The organism is Polaribacter sp. IC066, assembly GCF_007997085.1.
GTDB lineage: Bacteria > Bacteroidota > Bacteroidia > Flavobacteriales > Flavobacteriaceae > Polaribacter.
Window position 1 is genome coordinate 1 of record NZ_VORR01000063.1, and the last position, 21,225, is coordinate 21,225.

Here is a 21,225-nt window from a genome sequence, read left to right on the forward strand (position 1 = left end):
GAATAGCTTTTAGTTTATCGGCATGTTTTCTTTGTTTACAATTACGGTGTAATTGTTTAATTGTAATTTTCTCTTCTTGTGATAATTTTATAGTCATACATCTGAATATCAACAATATAAAGATACTAAATATTACTCAAAATAACAAAAATATAGTGCTTAAACAACTGAAAAACAGTAATTTAATATCAATAATTAGACCATGAAATTTTATGTTCCCGAAAACCTAAATGTATTGAGTATATTGCGCTTTTAGCATCGAAAGGGTTGTGAAAAATTAATTGCATTTCGCTTGGTGAGTAGCCTTCAAAATCAGCAATCGCTGCGTTATTCTTTTTATTGATTGATTCAATAATATACTTGTCTATAGAATCCATAATATATTTGATATTTTCGTTGTTCTATGCTATTTAGTTGTGTAGGTAAAAAACGCTACCTATAATAAAGCATTGTGTTTTATGATCAAAACAGTGCCTAATTTTTAGATACAGCTATTTAAAAAAAGAACAACAAACTTTTAAGCGAACTATTATTAGTTCTAATTTAAACAGAGTACTGTTCCTATTTTATTTTTTAATTAATCATTCCAATATATTCTTGCCCGATAAAATACTCAAGATAGAATCTTCGCTTTTAGAACCAAGAACCAAGACTTGATCCTAACTGCTTAAAAAGCAGCTATAACTTAAAATAAAATTGTCTATTTTATTTTGATGAAACTATTTCCAAAAAAGCAAGGTGTCTTCTAATTGTTTGGTCGTTTTCTCCTTTCTCCTAAAATTTTAAGCTTTAAGGTTAGAATTTAACCTTCATATTATTCTTTATCATCCATAATAAGAGCTGGTATATTTAAGGATTTATACAGTGCATTATAGTCATTCATTTCTTCATCTATGATAGCGTCGCGCTCATTTTTATAGACTTGCCAATCTTTCATTAAATCATTAAATCGTTCTTTAGCACCTTTGGTCACTCTAGGGTCTGCTTGGTCTATATAACTTTTAAGGTTAATAAGTTGCGCGTTTAGTTTGTTGTTAAAGTTAATAACATCTTGAAACGTTTTTTGTTTCGCTTGAATCAAATTTTCTTCCCATTGATTAATTCGCTTTGATAATGCTGCTCCTTTTTCTATTAAAGATTTGTTGTTTTTATCCTCCTTTAAAAGTTTCGCATGCATATCGAGTTGTGTTTTGGTAGATCGCATCTGGTTTACAGCAACATGCATGTCTTTAATGATGTTTTCAATAGTGACAAGCATTTCTTGTTGCACTTCAAAATCTTGAGGATTAGAGTTAACTGTCGGATTTGGAAGAATCGTTGCAATGGTTTCAACCATGTCTTTCTCTAATGTTAATCGCAATGTGTAATCTCCAGGAGCAACACTAGAACCTGAAAGTCCGCCAAAAATAAAAACCTCATTGATTGCTGGTAAATCGGCTCTATTAAAATTCCAAGTAAAGCGATTATAGCCTTTTTTAGAAGGTAAAACCTGTGGTTTAGAAGGACCACCTGGCCACGACTTAAAACCTTTTGGTTTTTTATTCGTATACGTTCTTATTACTTTAGAATCTTGTACAATTTCTAATTTTAAATCTAAAGTATCTGCTGCCGCCTCTAAATAATAATCGAAAGTTACACCACTACTAGGGTTTTGGCCTTGACCTGTTGCTTTAGAAGTTCCGCCAAAAATGCGATAGGTTGCCTTCGGTTTAAATAACTGAACTGTTTTATTATCGGCATTCATGTTTTGTAGCACTCCTAAATCATCTAAAATCCAAAATCCACGACCAGAGGTAGCAGCCACCAGATCATTATCTTGAATGGTTAAATCATTAATAGGTACAACAGGCAAGTTCAACTTTAAACGTTGCCAGTGATCACCATCGTCATTGGAAACAAACAATCCATTTTCGGCACCAGCATACAACAATCCTTTTCTTTTTTTATCGGCTCTAACAACTCTTGCAAATCCGTTTGGATCTTCTAAACCATTTACAATTTTCGTCCAATTTTTCCCATAATTGTTTGTTTTAAAAACATAGGAATTTAAATCCATAGATTTATATCGCATGATAACCACATAAGCTGTTGCTGGGGTATGAGGAGAAATATCAATACTATTTATAATACCATCTTTAATTTCTTTTGGTGTGATATTTTCCCAAGATTCACCACCATTTTTTGTAATATGAAGTAAACCGTCATCACTACCCGCATATAAAACACCTTCTTCATGTTCTGATTCTACTAAAGCAGTAAGCGTATTGAAATTTTCGCCACCTGCCGCTTCGTTGGTATAAGGACCGCCACCTGCACCATGTTTTTCAATTTCATTTTTTGTAAGATCTGGGCTTATAGTCGTCCAGCTTGTTCCGCCATCCGTTGTTTTAAAAACAACATTACCAGCATGATAAATAGTGGCGCGGTTGTGCGGTGAACTTATAATAGGAGCATTCCAATTATACCGATATTTGGCATCTTTAGGCGCAATACTTAATCCTAATTCTGGATATTCTTTAATATATTTTTGTGTTCTCGATGCTTTTGTCCATGTACTAATATTTCCTTGGTAGGTGCCGCCATACACTGTTTCCGGATTGTTAGGATCAAAAGCAATAAAAGCACTTTCACCTCCCGCCACAGAATACCAATCTTTCCAATCGATTCCTTGATCGTTTGTGCGACTAGCAATTGCAATGGCAGAATTATCTTGCTGACCACCATAGACATTATAAGGAACTAAATTATCTGTTATTACTCTGTAAAATTGAGCAGTTGCTTGGTTTTCTTGAGTGCTCCAACTTTTTCCGCCGTTAAAAGAAATGTTTGCGCCTCCATCATTGGAGTTAATAAGATTAGTGTTATCATTTGGATTGATCCATAAATGATGATTATCGCCATGCGGAACAGGAATATTAGAAAAACTTTTGCCTCCGTCGATAGATTTCATCATTGGTGCATTTAAAACATAAACCACATTCTCGTTTTGTGGATCCGCAAAAATTTCCATATAATACCAAGACCTTGCTACATTTACACGATCGTTATTTACTTGTTTCCAAGTTTTCCCTGCGTTATCTGAACGATATACTCCACCTTTTTCACCTTCAGCTTCGATAACCGAAAATACGCGCTCTGGGTTTGCTCTAGAAACAGAAATGCCCGATTTACCAAATTCTTTTGGTAAACCTTCTTCCATTTTTTTCCAACTATCTCCACCATCGTTAGATTTATACAAACCTGAACCTGCACCACCAGATTCCATATACCAAGGATACCTTTGATGTTGCCACATGGCTGCATATAAAATTCGAGGATTGGTCATATCCATTGATAAAGACGAAGCTCCAGTTGTATTATTTACCGACAATATATTTTTCCAAGTTTTCCCACCATCTTCTGTTTTGTAAATACCTCGTTCTGCTGATGGAGCATATTGAGCGCCTTGCGCGGTTACGTATATAATATCTGGGTTTGTTGGGTGTATAATTACATCTGAAATATGACGTGTTTTCTCTAATCCTAAATGCATCCACGTTTTTCCTGCATCCATAGATTTGTAAACGCCATCTCCCATAGAAGTCATTACGCCACGTGCGGCATGTTCTCCCATGCCAACAACTACAATGTTTGCATCACTTTCAGACACGGCAATTGCACCAACAGATCCTGTTTTAAAAAAACCATCAGAAATATTGTTCCATGTGATTCCGTCATCCAGCGTCTTAAAAACTCCACCACCTGTAGAACCCATGTAGTAGGTATGCGGTTGTCTTATTACTCCAGTAGAGGTTACACTTCTTCCTCCTCGAAACGGACCAATATTACGCCATTTTAAACCATGAAATAAAGAGTCTGTTAGTTGTATCATGGGTTTAGAAGATTTGTTTTTTCTTTTTTGTGCATTCCCAGTTATTGGCAACATAAGCATGCAAATAAATAGTAGTTTTAGTGATTTCATAGTATTATTTTGATTTAGAAGCTTTAATTGATGCAAGATTTATAGCGTTGGTTATTTATTCGTTTTTAAGAAGATACCGACAGTAATAAAGAATCGTTTCGTATTTTATTTTACATGTGTATAAAATTATGTGTTTCTGAATTAATATCATTAACGTTTTATCTATATCGTAAGCTAAAGTACCGTTAAATAAGTATTGCAATAAAAGCTATTAAACAGCTTTAACTAAAAGAAATAAGGCTAAATTAAGCTTGCTTTAGTCTTAAAACTATTTTAGATATTAATGAAACGATAACTATTTGTATATCGTAAATGTAAATTTTTAAATTTATTTTTAGAATATTTTTTTTAGCCTTGTTATATTTCAATCTTTTTAGAAGTTTATCCATCGATACTTTTATTCTTCAATTTCTTTTTTAAGAACATAATACAGATACGGAGCTATAACGCGATACTCATTATTTTTTATCATTATTTTCGTGCTGCCATTAGGATTAGACCGTTGTTGTATATGATTTGTTGCGTGTTTCAAGCAACTAATTTAGTAAATAATTACCAACCAAGAAAGTCCGAGAGGACTTTCGTAAGTAGGCGAGAAGCCAGCAATAAATTATATACGGTGTTGTAAGCAGTTTTTATTTCTTTACTGTTAGTTTTTCTTTAGTTATCGGATTTGTTGAAGTCAGAAATTCAATCGTATTTTTGTTAATTCCAATTTCGATTTTTCTCCAAACTCTTTCTTCTTTATATGAATCATATAAGTCAATAGTGATTTTATTTTCACTAAAAACAGTATTTTTAAAATCTTTATTGTGTGTTGAGCCAATAAGCATTACATCTTGTAATTCAAAAGTGAATAATTGAAGTTCTTTCTCACTTTTAAATTTATATCCAATAATCATTTTTAAAAATTCCGTGCTTATTCCACTATACCATATTGGGTCAATTACAATCAACTCTCCATTGTCCGATTTTCTCAAAATCAAACACCTTGAAGTTTTTTTGTGCCATCCATAAAACCCCTCTAAAACAGTACTGTATAAATCATATTCAGCCAGCACTTGATTCAGGATTTCTTTTTTTATTTCTATGATATCGGCTATTTCAGGATTGTAATACCATTTATCTGATTCGTACGAACCATTTTCGTCAATCTTTAGTTTTTCCAATGACGATTTTATTTCTGTCAGGTCTTGACCAAAAGAGAAAAAGGAAAGCATAATAAATGTAAGTGTAATCGAAAATTTCATTTTTGGTTCTTTAGTTTCTCAAATTTAATTCATATATTTTTTCTGTAAAAGTCATAATGAGTTAACGATGTTTTTGGTTGAGTAACGAGTTTTTCTCAAATTGCTTACAACAGGTGTTATCTCCAATGTATGTTTTTAGAGTATCTAACCTTTTGCTTCCCATCGATTGCGTTGTTAAACCGTTTAAAATTGATTTAACTTCTACAGAATATGAATAAGAACCTCTTGTAGCGCCAGTGTATTTTCCTTCGAGAGGTTTTGTGTCGATATCTAATTCAATTCCTTGAGTTATTTTTTTATCGAGCAGTTTCCATGTAATTTTATCTGCAAAGAAATCAGCACCTTTAGGACCTGTTGTATTTATAAGACAAATGATATATAAATCTTCATCAGGAAAATAGCGAGTTTCAGTTAAAAACCCATTGATACCGCCTCCATGACCAATTGTACGATTTCCGAAATCTGAATAATTAACCAGCGCTTTAGCGTATTGAACATCTGAACCATCTTTTAATTTTCCAGGAGTAATTAAGGATTGATATAAGGGGTCTGAAAGTATTTTTCCTTGATGCAAAGCAGTTATCCAAGTTCGTAAATCTTTTGTATTGCTAGAAAGAGATCCGCCAGCATATGGCCAAATATGATTTAAATACTCTTTTTGTTGAAGGCCATCTGGAGTATAATTATATCCATAAACTTTATTTTTAGTTATTTTAGTGTTAGAGCTATAAGAAGTAGCATTCATGCCTAAAGGACTAAAAAACATTTCTTTTAAATACGCTTCGTAGGTCTGTCCTGTTATTTTTTCAATAATTAACCCAAGAAAAAAGTAAGCAGAATTATTATAAATTAGGGCTTCATCTGGCTCAAACATAAATTCTTTTGTTTCTATTAATCGTACTAGTGAATCTCTAGGAAGTTCTTGAATTGATAACGTCTCAAATTCATCAAATGCTGTATAGCTTGGAATGCCAGAAGTATGGTTTAGTAAATTATCGATGGTGACGTTACGTCCTTTTGTATCGAACTTCAAGTATTTCGTAAAATCGTCTTCTAAAGATAGTTTATTAGCTTCAACTAATTTAAGGATAGCGGCCGCAGTAAATTGCTTGGTAACAGAGCCAATTTCAAAAATACCATCTTCAGGTATTGGTGCAGAAAGTTCTAAACTTGCGTATCCGTATGATTTTTTTATCAGTGTTTTGCCATTTTGAAATACTAGAATCGCGCCTCCTGCAATCTGTGAACTATCAATGCTTACTTGAAACAAGGAATCTGTATACAACTCCAGGGCTGTTTTTTTTGGATTTTCAGCTTTTTCTGCACAGCTGTTTGTAATTAGTAATGTGGTGATAAGAATTAATAGTGTTTTTTTCATAGCTAACTGATTTTTTAATAAATTCTACTACTTGGTATAGAATTAGTTTTGTTAATTCAGTTGCTAATTTAGCAAATACAAACTACATAAAAAATTCGAGGTATTTTTAGAGTATGAACAGACAAGAAGATATTATTTGTTATCGTGTTTTATAACTTCATTTTTTATCGAGCTCCACAAGAAGAATTATGAATTACTTTCTTTAGAGTTTATTAGGAAAACGGGTAAAATTAATTGTGCAGTTTTTGATGAAGCTGAAGAAGTATAGAAACTGTGTTTTGTTTTAAAACGATACAAAGTGATTCATGTAAACACTGGCAAAGAAAATAAGTTTAACAGCAAAACAAATTATTCATCAATAAGTAAGCGAAATAAAGCCATCTCGCTTAAGCCAACCAAATTTTTAATTTAGCTCCTATTTTAGGATTGCTTAATAAGTCTAAATGATTGTTTTCGTAAGCGATCCAACTATTTTCTTTCTTAAAAAGTAAGCTTTTATTTGAGTTTTTATGTTGCCCTAATGCGCTTTTTACATCCACTAAATTATCGCCTAAACTTTTTGTAGATTTCGTTGAGGTCTCTTTTTTATTAACCGCAGCTATGGCATAAAATTCAATTTGCTGTGGAAGCGGAATATGCTGTCTTTGATCACTTTTTAATTCAAATCGATCTTTATTTTGCCAATCTTCGTCTACCAAGTTTCCATATCTTAAGTCTGTTACTCCTGCACTTCTTATTTTACCCAATTTTGCAAAGGGTTTTGTATACGGAATCGCTTCAAGAATAAGATCTAAATAATTACCCGTCCGCTCTACATGAGACCCATGATGCGGAGTTCCTAAAAAAATTACTTTTTTGAGTTGTTTCGGCCAATTTTTTTGATCTTTTTGTCCATAATATAGCGCGCTTCTGGCAATTAAACCGCCCATGCTATGCGCTACAATGATTAATTCTTCAACAGGTACTGGCCAATTTTTTAGAAGTTCTTCTAATGATTCATTTAAATTTTGACCGTTTGTAGAAATGTGCTTACCGCTGTTATAATTTAAATAAAAAGGTGTTTTATTTAATTCTTTGGATAAAATTTCTCCGTGGTTATGCTCTTTTCGAGTCCATTGAATATCATTCATACAAGAACCATGAATCATTAAAAGAATTTTACCGTTTATAGTTGGATAAGCTACTTTTAATCTTTTAGGATCAATCTTTAAAGCTTTTGATTGAAAGCGAAATTGCATATTAATTTTAAGAGGATTCTCTTTTTCTTCTAAATAATCACCAATAACACCATTTAAGGCGGAAATGATCATCTCCTTTTTATCAGAAGTTTTTATTTTGCCAATTACAGGTGTTAATTGCGCAAGTATTTTATGCAAACTTTTACCAATGAATAAAGTGCTCCATCTAATATTTCTATAGGTAATGCTTGAAATGCTTGTAATTAATTTTTGAATAGGAGTAGAGGGCAAAAAAGGAGGATGCACAATTTGTTTTTGAACTGCTTCTACCAAATCTGTAACGCCAATGGTAGCGTCCATAATTAAATGGGTAAGCCCCTGTATTTCTGAATCTTTTTTTGTCTTTTTTGACATTCTAAACTAACTTTTTTTGTTTGATGCAGTTTTAACTTACTTATTTAATAAATGTAGGTAAAAAGTAGAAACAATACAAAAAAACATTTCAAATTAAATAAATTTTGAGTTTCAAACTTACTAGAAACAGCATATCAGTGCTATTTAAAATTGAATACATAATTAGTCTTTTTATAAAGTATTATTTGATTATTTTTTTCACGCCATATTTTAGCGCCCCAAATAAGGTAGAAAGGTTCGATTTTAAGTGAGTTTTCTTCTTGATGGTAATAAGTTGTTTTTTTACATCCTTATGAAGCGAATTAAAATAAGTTTCACGAACCCAAAATTGATCTCCTGCAATATAATTCACTTTATTAATAATGCAAATAAATCCGTTTTTATCTAAAAAAACTTCAATATCTTTTTTTAAAGCTTGCTTTTCATACAGAGCTATTCTTTCTACTTCTAACCAAATACTTTTAATTTTAGGCAACATATTTTGGGCTCCTTGTAAAACCATCAATTCAGCACCTTGAACATCCATGTGAATAAAGTCGATAGTGGCTAAAGATTCATTAATACAAAAGCTGTCTAAAGTTTCTGTTTCGATGGTAATGGTTTTTTTAAATTTTAACCAAGGATGCACTTCTTTTGTTTTTCCTGGTTTATAGAGTGAAGAACTTTTATTGCCAAAATCACTAGAATTGTCAGCAGGTTTATTTTTGTTTTCTGGCCGACCAGAAGAAACATAAAAGGTAGCTTTTCCTTTTTTAGATGATAAGCCTAATTGAAAAGGGTAGAATTTTTTTAAACTGTTTTTTTTCTGATTCTCTACTACTAATTTGAAATTTTTAGGGACTGGCTCAAAAGCATAAACACTTGCTTTTGGAAACATAGAAGAATATCTTGCACTACTCAAGCCCTCACAAGCTCCAATATCAAAAAAATTTAGTTCTTCATCAATATTAAAAAGTTTTTTAAGCGCAACTTCATGTATTGAATCTTTTTTCATTTTAATATTTAGTTTTTGACTTCAAAAGCTAAAGTAATTAATATTTATTTACTCATCGATACTCATATGGAATAAAGCATCTCCCTTGTTTACAATAGGTGTTTTGTTGATGCAAAAAATATGACCATTAAAAGGCGCGTAAATTTTCTTTTTAAATTCACCAAAAGGATCTTGAATGATGCCTAAAACTTCTCTCTTTTTTATAAAAGCTCCGTTTTTAACCATTATTTTAAACATTCCAGAATCTGAAGCTCTTAACCATTTTGCTTTGTGCACAAAAACAGGCACTGCCCTTACGGTAATTTCTCCTTCAATTAATCCTAGACGAATTAATACATTTTTAGTTCCGTTTACACCTTCGCTTATAATTGTTGGGTTGAGTTCGTTAGATTTACCACCCTCAAAAAGCAACACGGTTTTACCCATTTTGTGCAAAGTATCTCTTAAAGACTTGGTAATATTACTTGAAAAAACAATCATTGGCGGATTAAAAACTTTAGCCAATTCTATTGCTTTTTCGTCATCGCTGCTACATCTTATTTGTGCAACATTGTCTCGCTCGCCACCACCTGTATGAAAATCGATTACATAATCTACAAAAGGTGCAATTTTTTCTGTGAATTGGTAGGCAAACTGACTGGCTAAAGAACCGTTTAAAGTGCCCGGAAACATTCTGTTTAAATCTCGACCATCTGGAAATTCTCTTGTCTGAATTAAATAGCCAAAAATATTAAAAACAGGAATGCAAATGATCGTTCCGGTTTTAGGTTTATTAATTTTTAAATCGATGATTTCTCTAACAATACCAACACCGTTTGTTTCATCACCATGAATACCTGCCAATAGTAAAACTACAGGCCCAGGATTGGTAGAGCGCTCAATAATTACAGGAACATTTACCGTAGTTCTTGTGTGTAATTTGGCGATTTTTAAATCGATAACAGTACGTTTTCCTTCAGGAATTTCCTTTCCTAAAAGCATAAAAGGCTTATTCAACATTTAATTCTAAATAACGGATAATTTCTTTTGCAATATTCTTTCCTGTAGCGACTTCTATTCCTTCTAGTCCAGGAGATGAATTTACCTCTAAAACCAAAGGTCCTTTAGATGATTGTAACATGTCTACACCAGCAATGCCTAATCCCATTGCTTTTGTAGCTTTTAAAGCTGTTTTTTCTTCTTCGTCAGATAGTTCAATAACATTTGCATTTCCGCCTCTGTGCAAATTAGAGCGGAATTCACCCTCTTTACCTTGGCGTTTCATGGCACCAATCACTTTACCATCCACCACAAAAGCTCTAATATCTGCGCCGCCAGCTTCTTTAATAAATTCTTGAGCTATAACCCTAGCACCCAGTCCATTAAAAGCTTCTAAAACAGAGGTTGCTGCATTTTGTGTTTCTGCTAAAACAACTCCTAAACCTTGAGTTCCTTCTAATAATTTTAAAACTAGCGGAGTACCACCAACAGAGTCTATAACATGCTCTACATCTTTTGTATAATTTGTAAAAACTGTTTTTGGTAAACCAACACCAGCCCTTGCTAAAATTTGTAGGCTACTTAATTTATCTCTAGATCTAACCAAACCAATAGAAGAAACTGCTGTAAAAACTTTCATCATTTCAAACTGACGAATCACTGCTGTTCCATAAAAGGTTACAGAAGCACCAATTCTAGGAATTATAGCATCGATATTTTCTAAATATTCTCCTTTGTAGTAAATTTTAGGAGCTTTCTTTTCAATTTCAATATTACACTTTAAATGATCTACCACAAAAACTTCATGTCCTCTTTTTTCAGCGGCCTCAACCAATCTTCTTGTAGAATATAATTTTGCGTTTCTTGATAGAATAACTATTCTCATTTTGTATTTTGTTTTAACTTATTAGATAGATTTTTTTTTGCAGTATCTATCACAAACTTTTTATTTAAAAATTTTCTTCCTAATAATACAGGAAACTTCATGTCTGTTCGCTCACTCAGTGTGAAATGAATAGGGAATGTGGTGTTAAAAATCACAATTTCTGTCTGAATCATAAATCTTTTTTCAGAAATACCATTAGAACTTTTTACAATTTTAGAGGTATAATTTTTAGACCTAAACTCTTTATGATTGTAAAAAGAATGTTCTGGATCTAATAATGTAAACTTAATTAAGCTTTCATTATTTTCTGTAAACTCTTTAATATTAGAGCAGTGTATTGAAGATGTATATGCTCCCGAATCGATTTTGACATCGATTTCTTCTAAAGATAATTCAGGGAAATCAGCTTTATCGGTTCTACCAATAATAATTTTCATATTTCAATTTTGAAAAAAGTAAAATTAAGAATAGTAATCGATTTACCTATAAAAAGTTATTAAAGTTTATTTACAACTTTAAAATAACAGCTTCTGCACAACGTTCGCCGTCCATTGCAGCAGAAACAATACCGCCTGCATAGCCACCACCTTCTCCACAAGGAAAGAGACCTTCTATTTCTGTATGCTCTAAATTTTCTTTTCTTGGAATGTTTACGGGTGATGAAGTTCTAGATTCTACCCCAACAATATTAGCTTCATTGGTATAATAACCATGCATTTTTTGTCCGAAAGCAGCAAAACCTTTTCGCAATCTGCCACCAATAATTTTTGGCAACAGTGAATGTAAAGGAGCCGAATTTAATCCAGGTTGATACGAGGTGTCATTTAATTCTGGTGAGAGTTTTCCATCTACAAAATCAACCAATCTCTGTGCTGGTGCAGTTTGGCTTCTTCCGCCAGCTAAAAAAGATATTTTTTCTAAATCTTTTTGAAATTCTAATCCTTTTAAAGCACCAAAATGTTCGTACTTTTTAAAATCCTTATCAATATCTAATTCTACTACAATGCCAGAATTTGCAAATTTATTATTTCTTCTACTTGGCGACATTCCGTTTACAACCACTTCACCATTTGCGGTAGCCGCGGGCACTATAAAACCGCCAGGACACATACAAAAAGAATAAACACCTCTATTTTTTACCTGATGTACTAAACTATAAGCCGCAGCTGGTAATAACTCATCTCTTTCATTAGCGCAATGATATTGAATTTGATCTATGATTTCTTGCGGATGCTCTACACGAACGCCCATTGCAAAAGATTTAGCTTTGAGCGCAATATTTTTTTTATGCAGTAATTCATAGACATCTCTAGCGGAATGACCTGTTGCTAAAATAACAGCATTCACGGTCATTTCTGTACCATTTTGTAACTGAATTGCTTGTAATTTGTTGTTTTTAACAACAAAATCGATTACTTTGGTTTCAAAGTGTATTTCACCACCAAAATTTAAAATAGTTTCCCGAATATTCTGAATTATTTTAGGCAGTTTATTCGTACCAATGTGTGGATGTGCGTCTACTAAAATTTGTTCTGTGGCACCATGAAAAACTAGGTTTTCAAAAATTCTGCGAACATCACCACGTTTTAAACTTCTTGTATACAGTTTTCCGTCAGAGTAGGTACCTGCGCCGCCTTCACCAAAACAATAATTAGAGTCTTCATTTACAATTTGATCTTGATTAATCGCTTTTAAATCTCTACGTCTGTCTTGAACATTTTTTCCGCGTTCTAAAATAATAGGTTTATAGCCTAACTCTATACATCGCAAAGCCGCATACATTCCGGCAGGCCCAAAACCAATAATATGAACCTCTTTAGCGCTAGACACATCTTTATATTCAAAAGTATAATCAGATTTTTCAGGCAATTGTTCATTGATGTAAACAGCTACTTTATAATTAAAAATAATCTCTTTTTTACGAGCATCAATAGATTTACGAATAACTTTTACGGCAGAAATTTCATTTTTATCAATGCCTAATTTTGTAGAAGCTTTGTAAAGCAGATTGTTTTCTTGGCGTTCTTCTATTAAGTTAACACGCAACTGAATTTCTTTAATCATAGTATCAATTAAATTTTAAAGAGCCTTTAATTTGTCTAAAATCGTTTTGTACTCAATAATGCTTTCTTCACAAATAGGAATAATAGATTTTAATATTTCTTTTATAACTATTTCACTTTCGTTGTTTTGAGCTTGCTTTTCGAGGGTTGTAATTTCTTCTAAACAACGAACACCCATTAAACCAAATGACGATTTTAAAAAATGGCAAATACTTCTTACCGCCTCATAATCGACAGCTGTAATACTTTCTTCTAACGTTTTTATTCTTGGTGTTGTATCCGTTAAATATACACCAATTAGTTCTATCAGCATTTCTTTATCTGATGCAAAAAAACTCTTTATAGACGTTAAATCTACTACATTGCTGGTCAAAATCGTTTCAATTGTCATGTTTAAAGCCTGTTTTTTTTTGGTAAAATGAAGTCCTTTAAGGGTGCAAATATAAATAAAAACCACCATGCAGTTTTTATTTATAGTCCGTAAAATTTTTATTGTTTAATTTTTTTATTTAAATCTTGTAAATATCTGATAATGAACCTAGAATAGCGTGCTGCCAGACTATAAAATTGGTATCCTTTGCTTTAATCTTAAGTATTTATATAATTATTTAAAATGTAGAAAGTTTTTACATAATTGTAAACGCTAATGTGCACATCAAAATTTAGAAGTTTAAGTTTTTTATTGGAAAACTATTTTCATCTCTACACTTTTTTTTTTTTAAGATTTCAATCCGCTTTAGCGATAATTTCTGCGGATACATTTATAAATATGCAATAACTAAACGAAATTGAAAAGATAAAAACCGACTTTTTAAAAGCACTAATTTTTAAATTATCATCAGAATTATATCGATTTTTATTTAATTTTTTTGGTTAAATTTAAGATTGAAATTGTATTTTTGACCCATGAAATATAGACAACTGACTAGAGAACAGTTTGAGGGTTTACACCAAGAGTTTGCGCTGTTTTTAGCAAGTCAAAAAATAGATGTAACCGAGTGGAATCAGATAAAAAAAGAGCAACCTAAAGTGGCGGAAGAAGAATTGAATCTGTTTTCTGATGTTGTTTGGGATGATGTAATGGAAAAGACAAAATATGTAGAACATTTTTCGGAAACAACTGTAAATTTGTTTAAATGTGATGCAAAAGAAATTCATAGAATTGCGATTAAAATAAATTGGGATATTAATTTATTAGAGCAAAATGGTTTTGAATGGTTGATGAAAAATCCGATGGATAATTCAGTAGACGTTTTTAAAGGTTCAAAACCTTACAATGCAGAAAGAAATACAGAAATTTTCGATTTAATTGAAAAAGGAGGAGCTATTTCAAAAGGTGAAATTTTCGACTATTTTAGTCAATTAGTTGGTTAGAATTTTATTTAATTTTTGTTTTTTATCAAAACGGTTTATCGACACTTATTAGCATTTTAACTTATGCTCTTTGCTGTTTAACAAGCATATTTAAAATTCAATTGTTTTTATTCTTATTTTGTATACTATTAACGTACAATTGCCAAAATTTATATGGAAAAGTTTTTAAATGTTTTATTAGTAGAAGATAATTTAATTGAAATAATGAAAATGAAAAGAACCATTTCGTTATTAAAATTAAAGCATACGATACATGAAGCTAAAAATGGGGAAGAGGCGTTAAGTTTTTTAGAGAATAAAGCTAATATTCCAGATATTATTCTTTTAGATTTAAATATGCCTAAAATTAGTGGCATCGAATTTCTTAAAATCATTAAGAAAAATGATGACTTAAAACACATACCTACTATAATTTTAACTACCTCGAACAATCAGAAAGATTTATTAGAATGTTACAGAACAGGAATGTCTGGTTATGTTTTAAAGCCTTTAAAATATGAAGATTATGTTAAAAAAATTGAAACCGTTTTAGCTTATTGGAGCATAAACGAGTTAAGGAAATTATAAGATGAAAGGAATTGTATTTACCGAATTTTTAGATTTAGTGGAAGAAAAATTCGGATTAGAAATGGTGGATACAATTGTTTCGCAATCTCAACTAGAGTCAGGCGGTGTTTACACAGCAATTGGTACCTATAGTTTCTCTGAAATGCTGCAGTTACTTCAAAATTTAAGCGCTCATACTACTATTTCTATAAATAATTTATTATTGACTTATGGCGAACATTTTTTTTCGGTTATAGAAAAAAGTTACCCAGATTTATTAGCAACCTACAAAGACCCTATAGAAATGCTTTCTTCTATTGAAAATCATATACATATAGAGGTGAAAAAAATATATCCAAATTCAGAGATACCTAAATTTATAGTAGAACGTAGAGAGAAAAATTCTTTAATAATGCTGTATAAATCTAGTAGAGCAATGCATCACTTTGGCTTGGGGTTAATGAATAAAACTTTTGAGCATTTTAACGCTACCGCAACCATAGAACTTCAGAAAGTAAAAGAAGACGGAACAGAGGTTCGGTTTTTTATTCAAAAAAATTAATAGATTTATAACAATTTGTCTTAAATAAGAAAAAAGTGGCTAGAAAATTGGCTGAAAAAATACTACAAAACAAAGCTGAAAATCTTTTAATAGAAGAATTAAGAAAAGCCAATACAAAGCTAAAAATTCTTTTAAGCGAAAAATCTTCTCAATTAGAGGGTGTTTTAGAAAATAGTATAGACGCTTACCTCGTGATAGATTTACGGGGTAATGTTCTTAAGTTTAACGAGGCAGCCATTCAGCTTTTTGAGTACGATAACAAAAATAATCCAATAAATGTTGATCGCTTAATTCATGAAGAAGATAGGCAATATGCTAGCGACTCTTTTTTAGATTTACAAAAAAACGGTTTTTTAAAAGCATTAATAATAAGGATTTCTTTGAAGTCTAAAAAAGTAAAATGGGTTCAAATTAACGCTAATTTAATTTACAATCAAGAGAAAACACCTATTGCTGCTCAAGGAATTATCAGAGATATTACTAAAGAGAAACTTTTAGAAGAAAATCTTATAGAATCTGAAAGTAGAATTTCTTCAATGATTACTCATTTAGAAAGTGGTATTTTAATAGAAGATGAACAGAGAAAAATAGTAGTTACCAATGCTAAATTTTGTGAACTCTTTCATATTTCAGCCCCTCCAGAACTTCTTAAAGGTCATGATTGCTCAAACGAAGCAAATGAGAGCAAGCATTTATGCCAGCAGCCAGAAAAATTTGTTCATAGAATTGCAGAGATTATAACAAAAAAAGAAAAGGTTTTAGGAGATCTAATCACTTTAAAAGACGGTACAATTTTAAAAAGAGATTTTATACCAATTTTAAATGAAAAAAAGTATATCGGGCATCTCTGGAGATACAAGGATATTACCATAAAAAGACAATTTGACGAAAGTTTAGAAGCGCAAAAACAAAAGTATAGCAATATTATAGCGAACATGAATCTTGGATTAATAGAAGTAAGTAATAACGACGAAATTTTAATGATTAATCAAAGTTTTTCTGAAATGTCTGGTTATAAAGAATCAGAATTATTAGGAAAAAGAGGGAGTCAGGTTTTTTTAGATGAAGATGCCCCAATTATTCAAAGAGAAACCACAAAGCGTTTAGCGGGTACATCAAACTCTTATGAAATAAAAGTAAAGAATAAACAAGGTAAAGAAAGACAGTGGTTAGTTAGTGGTGCATCAAATTATGATTTTGCAGGCAAAGTAATTGGTTCTATTGGTATTCATTTAGATATTACCGAATTTAAATCACTAGAAAAACAAAAAGAGATTATATTAAAAGAGTTAGAAAACAGAAATCACGAATTACAAGAATATGCGCATATTGTATCTCATGATTTAAAATCGCCGTTAAGAAGTATAGACGCACTTTTATCTTGGATTAAAGCTAATAATCATGATAATTTAGATGAAGCTACTTTAGAGAATATAGAATTAATAGAAGTTACTCTAGAAAAAATGGAGAAATTAATTTCAGATATTTTAGAGTACTCGAGTGCAGGTTTAACCGTTAAAAATCATGAAAAAGTAAATTTAAATTTAACGATAAAGAATCTTAAAAAAATTATATTTATACCTAAAAATATAACCGTAACCACTTTAAAAGAATTACCAATTTTAAATGGTGATGCGACCAAGTTTCAACAATTATTTCAAAATTTAATTAGTAATGCGGTTAAATTTTGTGATAAAGAAACTGGTATTGTAGAAATAGATGTCACCGAAAAAAAATCTTATTATAAATTTTCTATAAAAGATAACGGAATTGGAATAGAAAAGGAATATTACGATAAAATTTTTAAAATTTTTCAGTATTTAAATCAAAGAGAAGATTCTACGGGAGTTGGATTGTCTATCGTAAAAAAGATAGTTGATTTATATGAAGGGAATATTTGGGTGGATAGCGAATTAGGAGTCGGAACAACTTTTTATTTTACTATTAAAAAAAGTTAAATGGTTTCACTTCATTTTTTTTAAAGACACAATAAAAACACAATATTTTACAGAAAAACGCTCAAAAAAATAAAAAAAATCTAAAAAAGAGCACAAATCTTTTAAAATTTTTTAAAAGTAATTTATAATTATTGGAAAGAAAACTTTTAGCAAATATATAGGCTAGTCCTTGTATTAATTATTAAATAATTTGTATTTTTATAGTGATTATTAATTTTTTACATCCCTCAAAAAGCAAATAATGAAAATAGTTCAATTAAAAATACATAGGGATAAGAGTGTAGAATACGTTTCAGAAAAACAAAACTTAAAAGAACCTTTAGTTTTAATTTTTGGCAACAGATATATGCTACAAGACAAAAATATTTATGACAATGTTAGAGCGATGTTTAAAGATGGTCATCTTGTTTTTGGCTCTACCGCAGGAGATATTACTTCAGAATCGGTTGATGATGAATCGATAACAATAACAGCAATTGAATTTGAAAAAAGTAATTTTTGTATTACAACAGCTAATGTTTTAAATTCTGAATTTAAAATAGATAGTCTAAAAACAGGCAAGGAGTTAATAGAACAATTACCTAAAGAAGGTTTAAAATATGTTTTTGTGGTTTCTGATGGTAGTTTTGTAAACGGAAGTCAGCTTGCTCTAGGAATGAATTCAGCAACAGAAAATAATATCTTAATTACGGGCGGTTTATGTGGTGACGCTGCAAGGTTCGACACCACTTTATCTTCTTATAATGAGCGCCCGAAAGAAGGTGAAATTGTTGCTGTTGGTTTGTATGGCGATACATTAGAAGTTTCATTTGCTACAAATGGAGGATGGACTCCTTTTGGGCCTGAAAGGATTGTAACAAAATCTGATTCTAATATTTTATATGAATTAGATCATAAACCTGCTTTAGATTTATACAAAAAGTATTTAGGCGATAAGGCTAAATATTTACCTTCAACGGCATTACTTTATCCATTAAAAGTAAACGCTTCGGATAAGAAAAAATCGATTGTTAGAACAATTTTAAACATCAACGAAGATGAAAATTCGATGATTTTAGCAGGCGATATTTTAGAAGGGTCTCAGGTACAATTAATGATGACCAATGTAGACAGTATTGTAAGTGCCGCAGAAATTGGTGCAGTACAAGCTTTAGAACCCAGAAAAAACAAACCAGAATTAGCCATTTTAATAAGTTGTATTGGTAGAAAGTTAGTTTTAGACCAAAGAGTAGAAGAAGAAATAGAAGAAGTTATAGAAGTAATTGGCAAAGAAGCTACGGTTTGTGGTTTTTATTCTTACGGAGAAATTGCTCCTTTTGATAGTGAAATAAATTGCCAATTACACAACCAAACAATGGCAATTACCTTAATTAGCGAATAATGAACTCCCTTTTAAAAAGACAATTAAGAAAATATTTACCAAAAGAATTAAAAGCTAACACAGATTTAGAAGTTTTTCTAGAAGCTGTAGATAAGTCTTATACTTCCTCACAAAGTCAGTTTGGTATGCTGCAAAGAGCATCTTCTATAAGCTCTAAAGAGCTTTTTGAATCGAATCAGCAGCTAAAACAAGAAACGAATTCTCAAAAAGAAGTAATTTCGAAGTTAAATAATGTTATTAACACTTTAAAATTTTACGGTTTAGCGGACGTTAAAAATTTAGAAAGTACAGATTCCTTAAAGTTAGTAGATTTTATTAATAATCAAACAAAAGAAATTATTGAAATCAACAAACAGAAAGATAAGTTAGTATCAAATTTAGAACGTCAAAATCAAGAGTTAAATGAGTATGCACATATGGTTTCTCATGATTTAAAATCGCCATTACAAAGCATCGACGCTTTAACAACTTGGATTGCAGATGATTATTCAGAAAGTTTAGGGGAAGATGGAAGAGCTACATTGGGTTTGATTCGAGAAAATGTAGAGAAAATGGATACGCTCATTAAAGGTATTTTAGAATATTCAACAATTGGCAAAGACGTAAAAAAGCGCTTTCAAGTAGACTTAAATACACTTTTAAAAGAGCTAAAATTAACAATTAATAATCCGCAAGATATTAAAATCGTAGTGCCTACTAATTTGCCTATTATTAAAGGAGATTTATATCGATTAGAGTTGCTTTTTTATCATTTAATTAGCAACGCTGTTAAATTTAATAACAAGGGAAAAAACGGTCAGATAGAAGTTAATTTTTATGACGAAAATAAGTTTTGGAAATTTTCTGTTATAGACAACGGAATAGGAATTGAAAATGATTTTTTTCATAAGATTTTTATTGCCTTTCAGAAATTAGAGAACGATTATAAGTCTACCGGCATAGGTTTGTCTATTGTAAAGAAAATTGTTGAGGCCTATCAGGGCGAAATTAGGGTACAATCAACACCAAATGTTGAAACGGTTTTTACATTTACGTTAAAAAAATAAGGCTTTATAAACTTGACCTCATTCAACAGAAAAAACCTTTTGTAATTAATTACATCTAAGTTAATTATAATTTAGCTATATTAGTGCTCTTAAATATTTATGCCGTTCGTAATTATTTAAAACAGTCTTACAAAAAATATTTTTAGAGAAGTAAAAAGTAAGATTTAAGTAAAAAAGTCAGCTATATAATAGAACTTTAACTCTCTAATGTTCCCCTCATGAATTGTATAATTATTGATGATGAAAAAATGGCTAGAGTTATTTTAAGAACTCTCTGTAATAAAATTGAATCATTACAAATAAGCGCAGAGTTTTCTGGAGCAATCGAAGCAATAAAGTATTTAAATGAAAATGAAATCGATTTAATTTTTTTAGATATTCATATGCCCAATTTTAATGGTCTAGATTTTATAAAGACTCTAAAAAATCCACCAAAAATAATTTTTACAACTTCAGATCCTAAATTTGCTATAGAAGCCTTTAAATACGATTTTATTGTAGATTATTTATTAAAACCTCTAGAGTTACCTCGTTTTGAGAAAGCAATTGAAAAAGTAAAAAAATCTCAAATTATAGAAAATACGGTCATTACAAATAAAGAGAAGAAGGTTAAAAATGATTTTTATGTAAATATTGATCGAAGATTAATTAAAATAGATTTACCTAGTATTTATTTAATTGAGGCAAAAGGCGATTATATTAATATTAAAACGGAAGACAAAAATTACGTAGTGCATTCAACTTTAAAAAAGATTGAAGAAAAATTACCAGATTCTTTGTTTCTAAAAGTGCATCGTTCTTATATTATTAATGTCAAAAAAATAATAGATATAGAAGATAACAGTGTTTTAATTAAGAAAGATGTTGTTCCTGTAAGCAGATCAAAAAGACCCGAGTTAATGAAACGTTTAAATTTACTATAAGTTTTAAACGCCAATTAATAGTAGCTTAATTTATTTAAAGTGCTTTATACATCGCCATTAATTTGAAATAATTAAATTTTATTTTCGATATAAAGCACTATGAAATCTTATTTTAAATTATGCTCAATATTTTTTATAAAAATTTATCCAGTTAAATGATCTTACATTTTAAAGTGAGCAAAATTACTGAAGTTCTTTAACTATTTGTAACTATTCAGCCTAGATTTCAAAAAAGAGCTAGTTATTAACAATTCTATCCTTGCTTTTAGGAAAAAGAACGTTCTTGTTAACATTTGTTAGTTACTAGGTAACAATTACATGTTTGATTTTTAG

18 protein-coding genes are annotated in these 21,225 nt (G+C 30.7%); 7 read left to right on the top strand and 11 right to left on the bottom strand.

Annotated elements, in window-relative coordinates:
• Positions 1-188: 188 nt before the first annotated feature.
• From ES044_RS19060 to ES044_RS16190, 11 genes are all read right to left on the bottom strand, one after another.
• Positions 189-377 carry a hypothetical protein gene (locus tag ES044_RS19060; protein WP_147187390.1) on the bottom strand — a complete coding sequence of 63 codons (189 nt, stop codon included), beginning with the start codon at positions 375-377 and terminating at the stop codon, positions 189-191.
• Between the two features lie 437 nt (positions 378-814).
• Positions 815-3,961, bottom strand: coding sequence for a VPS10 domain-containing protein (locus ES044_RS16145; RefSeq protein WP_223269243.1), 3,147 nt, complete (start codon positions 3,959-3,961; stop codon positions 815-817).
• 635 nt (positions 3,962-4,596) lie between these two features.
• A complete protein-coding gene (locus ES044_RS16150) occupies positions 4,597-5,211 on the bottom strand; it encodes a hypothetical protein (protein WP_147120323.1) in 615 nt (204 codons plus the stop codon).
• Between the two features lie 61 nt (positions 5,212-5,272).
• Positions 5,273-6,589, bottom strand: coding sequence for a serine hydrolase domain-containing protein (locus tag ES044_RS16155; protein WP_147120324.1), 1,317 nt, complete (start codon positions 6,587-6,589; stop codon positions 5,273-5,275).
• 386 nt (positions 6,590-6,975) lie between these two features.
• A complete protein-coding gene (locus tag ES044_RS16160) occupies positions 6,976-8,181 on the bottom strand; it encodes a hypothetical protein (RefSeq protein ID WP_147120325.1) in 1,206 nt (401 codons plus the stop codon).
• Between the two features lie 181 nt (positions 8,182-8,362).
• On the bottom strand, positions 8,363-9,175 hold the full coding sequence (locus ES044_RS16165; RefSeq protein ID WP_147120326.1) for an FkbM family methyltransferase: 813 nt from the start codon (positions 9,173-9,175) through the stop codon (positions 8,363-8,365).
• A gap of 48 nt (positions 9,176-9,223) precedes the next feature.
• Positions 9,224-10,174: a succinylglutamate desuccinylase/aspartoacylase family protein gene (locus ES044_RS16170; RefSeq protein ID WP_147120327.1), complete on the bottom strand. Its 951-nt coding sequence runs from the start codon at positions 10,172-10,174 to the stop codon at positions 9,224-9,226.
• The gene (gene rimK / locus ES044_RS16175; protein WP_147120328.1) at positions 10,164-11,039 is read right to left on the bottom strand and encodes a 30S ribosomal protein S6--L-glutamate ligase; all 876 of its coding nucleotides are present in this window, start codon (positions 11,037-11,039) and stop codon (positions 10,164-10,166) included. Before rimK ends, ES044_RS16170 begins: the two co-directional genes overlap by 11 nt.
• Positions 11,036-11,476, bottom strand: a complete 441-nt coding sequence (locus ES044_RS16180; protein WP_147120329.1) for an ATP-dependent zinc protease — start codon at positions 11,474-11,476, stop codon at positions 11,036-11,038. The genes rimK and ES044_RS16180 overlap by 4 nt, the downstream gene beginning before the upstream one ends.
• 70 nt (positions 11,477-11,546) lie before the next feature.
• The gene (locus ES044_RS16185; protein WP_147120330.1) at positions 11,547-13,103 is read right to left on the bottom strand and encodes an NAD(P)/FAD-dependent oxidoreductase; all 1,557 of its coding nucleotides are present in this window, start codon (positions 13,101-13,103) and stop codon (positions 11,547-11,549) included.
• Between the two features lie 15 nt (positions 13,104-13,118).
• Entirely contained in the window at positions 13,119-13,493 is a 375-nt protein-coding gene (locus ES044_RS16190) for an Hpt domain-containing protein (protein ID WP_147120331.1), read from the bottom strand.
• 515 nt (positions 13,494-14,008) lie between these two features.
• On the opposite strand from ES044_RS16190, the gene ES044_RS16195 reads away from it, so the two are divergent.
• From ES044_RS16195 to ES044_RS16225, 7 genes are all read left to right on the top strand, one after another.
• Positions 14,009-14,476 (top strand): DUF6495 family protein, encoded by a 468-nt coding sequence (locus ES044_RS16195; protein WP_147120332.1) that lies wholly within the window; start codon positions 14,009-14,011, stop codon positions 14,474-14,476.
• A 153-nt stretch (positions 14,477-14,629) separates the two neighbouring features.
• Positions 14,630-15,043: a response regulator gene (locus ES044_RS16200; protein WP_147120333.1), complete on the top strand. Its 414-nt coding sequence runs from the start codon at positions 14,630-14,632 to the stop codon at positions 15,041-15,043.
• A 1-nt stretch (position 15,044) separates the two neighbouring features.
• Complete coding sequence (locus ES044_RS16205) at positions 15,045-15,584, top strand: heme NO-binding domain-containing protein (RefSeq protein WP_147120334.1); 540 nt, start codon at positions 15,045-15,047, stop codon at positions 15,582-15,584.
• Positions 15,585-15,619: 35 nt separating this feature from the next.
• Positions 15,620-17,542: a PAS domain-containing sensor histidine kinase gene (locus tag ES044_RS16210; protein ID WP_147187391.1), complete on the top strand. Its 1,923-nt coding sequence runs from the start codon at positions 15,620-15,622 to the stop codon at positions 17,540-17,542.
• Positions 17,543-17,783: 241 nt separating this feature from the next.
• Positions 17,784-18,923, top strand: coding sequence for an FIST signal transduction protein (locus tag ES044_RS16215; protein WP_147120336.1), 1,140 nt, complete (start codon positions 17,784-17,786; stop codon positions 18,921-18,923).
• Positions 18,923-19,969 (top strand): sensor histidine kinase, encoded by a 1,047-nt coding sequence (locus ES044_RS16220; protein ID WP_147120337.1) that lies wholly within the window; start codon positions 18,923-18,925, stop codon positions 19,967-19,969. The genes ES044_RS16215 and ES044_RS16220 overlap by 1 nt, the downstream gene beginning before the upstream one ends.
• Positions 19,970-20,187: 218 nt before the next feature.
• Entirely contained in the window at positions 20,188-20,892 is a 705-nt protein-coding gene (locus ES044_RS16225) for a LytR/AlgR family response regulator transcription factor (protein WP_147120338.1), read from the top strand.
• The last annotated feature ends 333 nt before the right edge of the window (positions 20,893-21,225 follow it).

What these genes read in the sequence shown, in the direction of transcription:
- ES044_RS16180 (WP_147120329.1), bottom strand. Translation starts at nt 11,476, where the DNA reads ATGAAAATTATTATTGGTAGAACCGATAAAGCTGATTTCCCTGAATTA.
- ES044_RS16165 (WP_147120326.1), bottom strand. Translation starts at nt 9,175, where the DNA reads ATGAAAAAAGATTCAATACATGAAGTTGCGCTTAAAAAACTTTTTAAT.
- rimK (WP_147120328.1), bottom strand. Translation starts at nt 11,039, where the DNA reads ATGAGAATAGTTATTCTATCAAGAAACGCAAAATTATATTCTACAAGA.
- ES044_RS16190 (WP_147120331.1), bottom strand. Translation starts at nt 13,493, where the DNA reads ATGACAATTGAAACGATTTTGACCAGCAATGTAGTAGATTTAACGTCT.
- ES044_RS16155 (WP_147120324.1), bottom strand. Translation starts at nt 6,589, where the DNA reads ATGAAAAAAACACTATTAATTCTTATCACCACATTACTAATTACAAAC.
- ES044_RS16205 (WP_147120334.1), top strand. Translation starts at nt 15,045, where the DNA reads ATGAAAGGAATTGTATTTACCGAATTTTTAGATTTAGTGGAAGAAAAA.
- ES044_RS16170 (WP_147120327.1), bottom strand. Translation starts at nt 10,174, where the DNA reads ATGTTGAATAAGCCTTTTATGCTTTTAGGAAAGGAAATTCCTGAAGGA.
- ES044_RS16160 (WP_147120325.1), bottom strand. Translation starts at nt 8,181, where the DNA reads ATGTCAAAAAAGACAAAAAAAGATTCAGAAATACAGGGGCTTACCCAT.
- ES044_RS16200 (WP_147120333.1), top strand. Translation starts at nt 14,630, where the DNA reads ATGGAAAAGTTTTTAAATGTTTTATTAGTAGAAGATAATTTAATTGAA.
- ES044_RS16145 (WP_223269243.1), bottom strand. Translation starts at nt 3,961, where the DNA reads ATGAAATCACTAAAACTACTATTTATTTGCATGCTTATGTTGCCAATA.
- ES044_RS19060 (WP_147187390.1), bottom strand. Translation starts at nt 377, where the DNA reads ATGGATTCTATAGACAAGTATATTATTGAATCAATCAATAAAAAGAAT.
- ES044_RS16220 (WP_147120337.1), top strand. Translation starts at nt 18,923, where the DNA reads ATGAACTCCCTTTTAAAAAGACAATTAAGAAAATATTTACCAAAAGAA.
- ES044_RS16150 (WP_147120323.1), bottom strand. Translation starts at nt 5,211, where the DNA reads ATGAAATTTTCGATTACACTTACATTTATTATGCTTTCCTTTTTCTCT.
- ES044_RS16195 (WP_147120332.1), top strand. Translation starts at nt 14,009, where the DNA reads ATGAAATATAGACAACTGACTAGAGAACAGTTTGAGGGTTTACACCAA.
- ES044_RS16215 (WP_147120336.1), top strand. Translation starts at nt 17,784, where the DNA reads ATGAAAATAGTTCAATTAAAAATACATAGGGATAAGAGTGTAGAATAC.
- ES044_RS16225 (WP_147120338.1), top strand. Translation starts at nt 20,188, where the DNA reads ATGAATTGTATAATTATTGATGATGAAAAAATGGCTAGAGTTATTTTA.
- ES044_RS16185 (WP_147120330.1), bottom strand. Translation starts at nt 13,103, where the DNA reads ATGATTAAAGAAATTCAGTTGCGTGTTAACTTAATAGAAGAACGCCAA.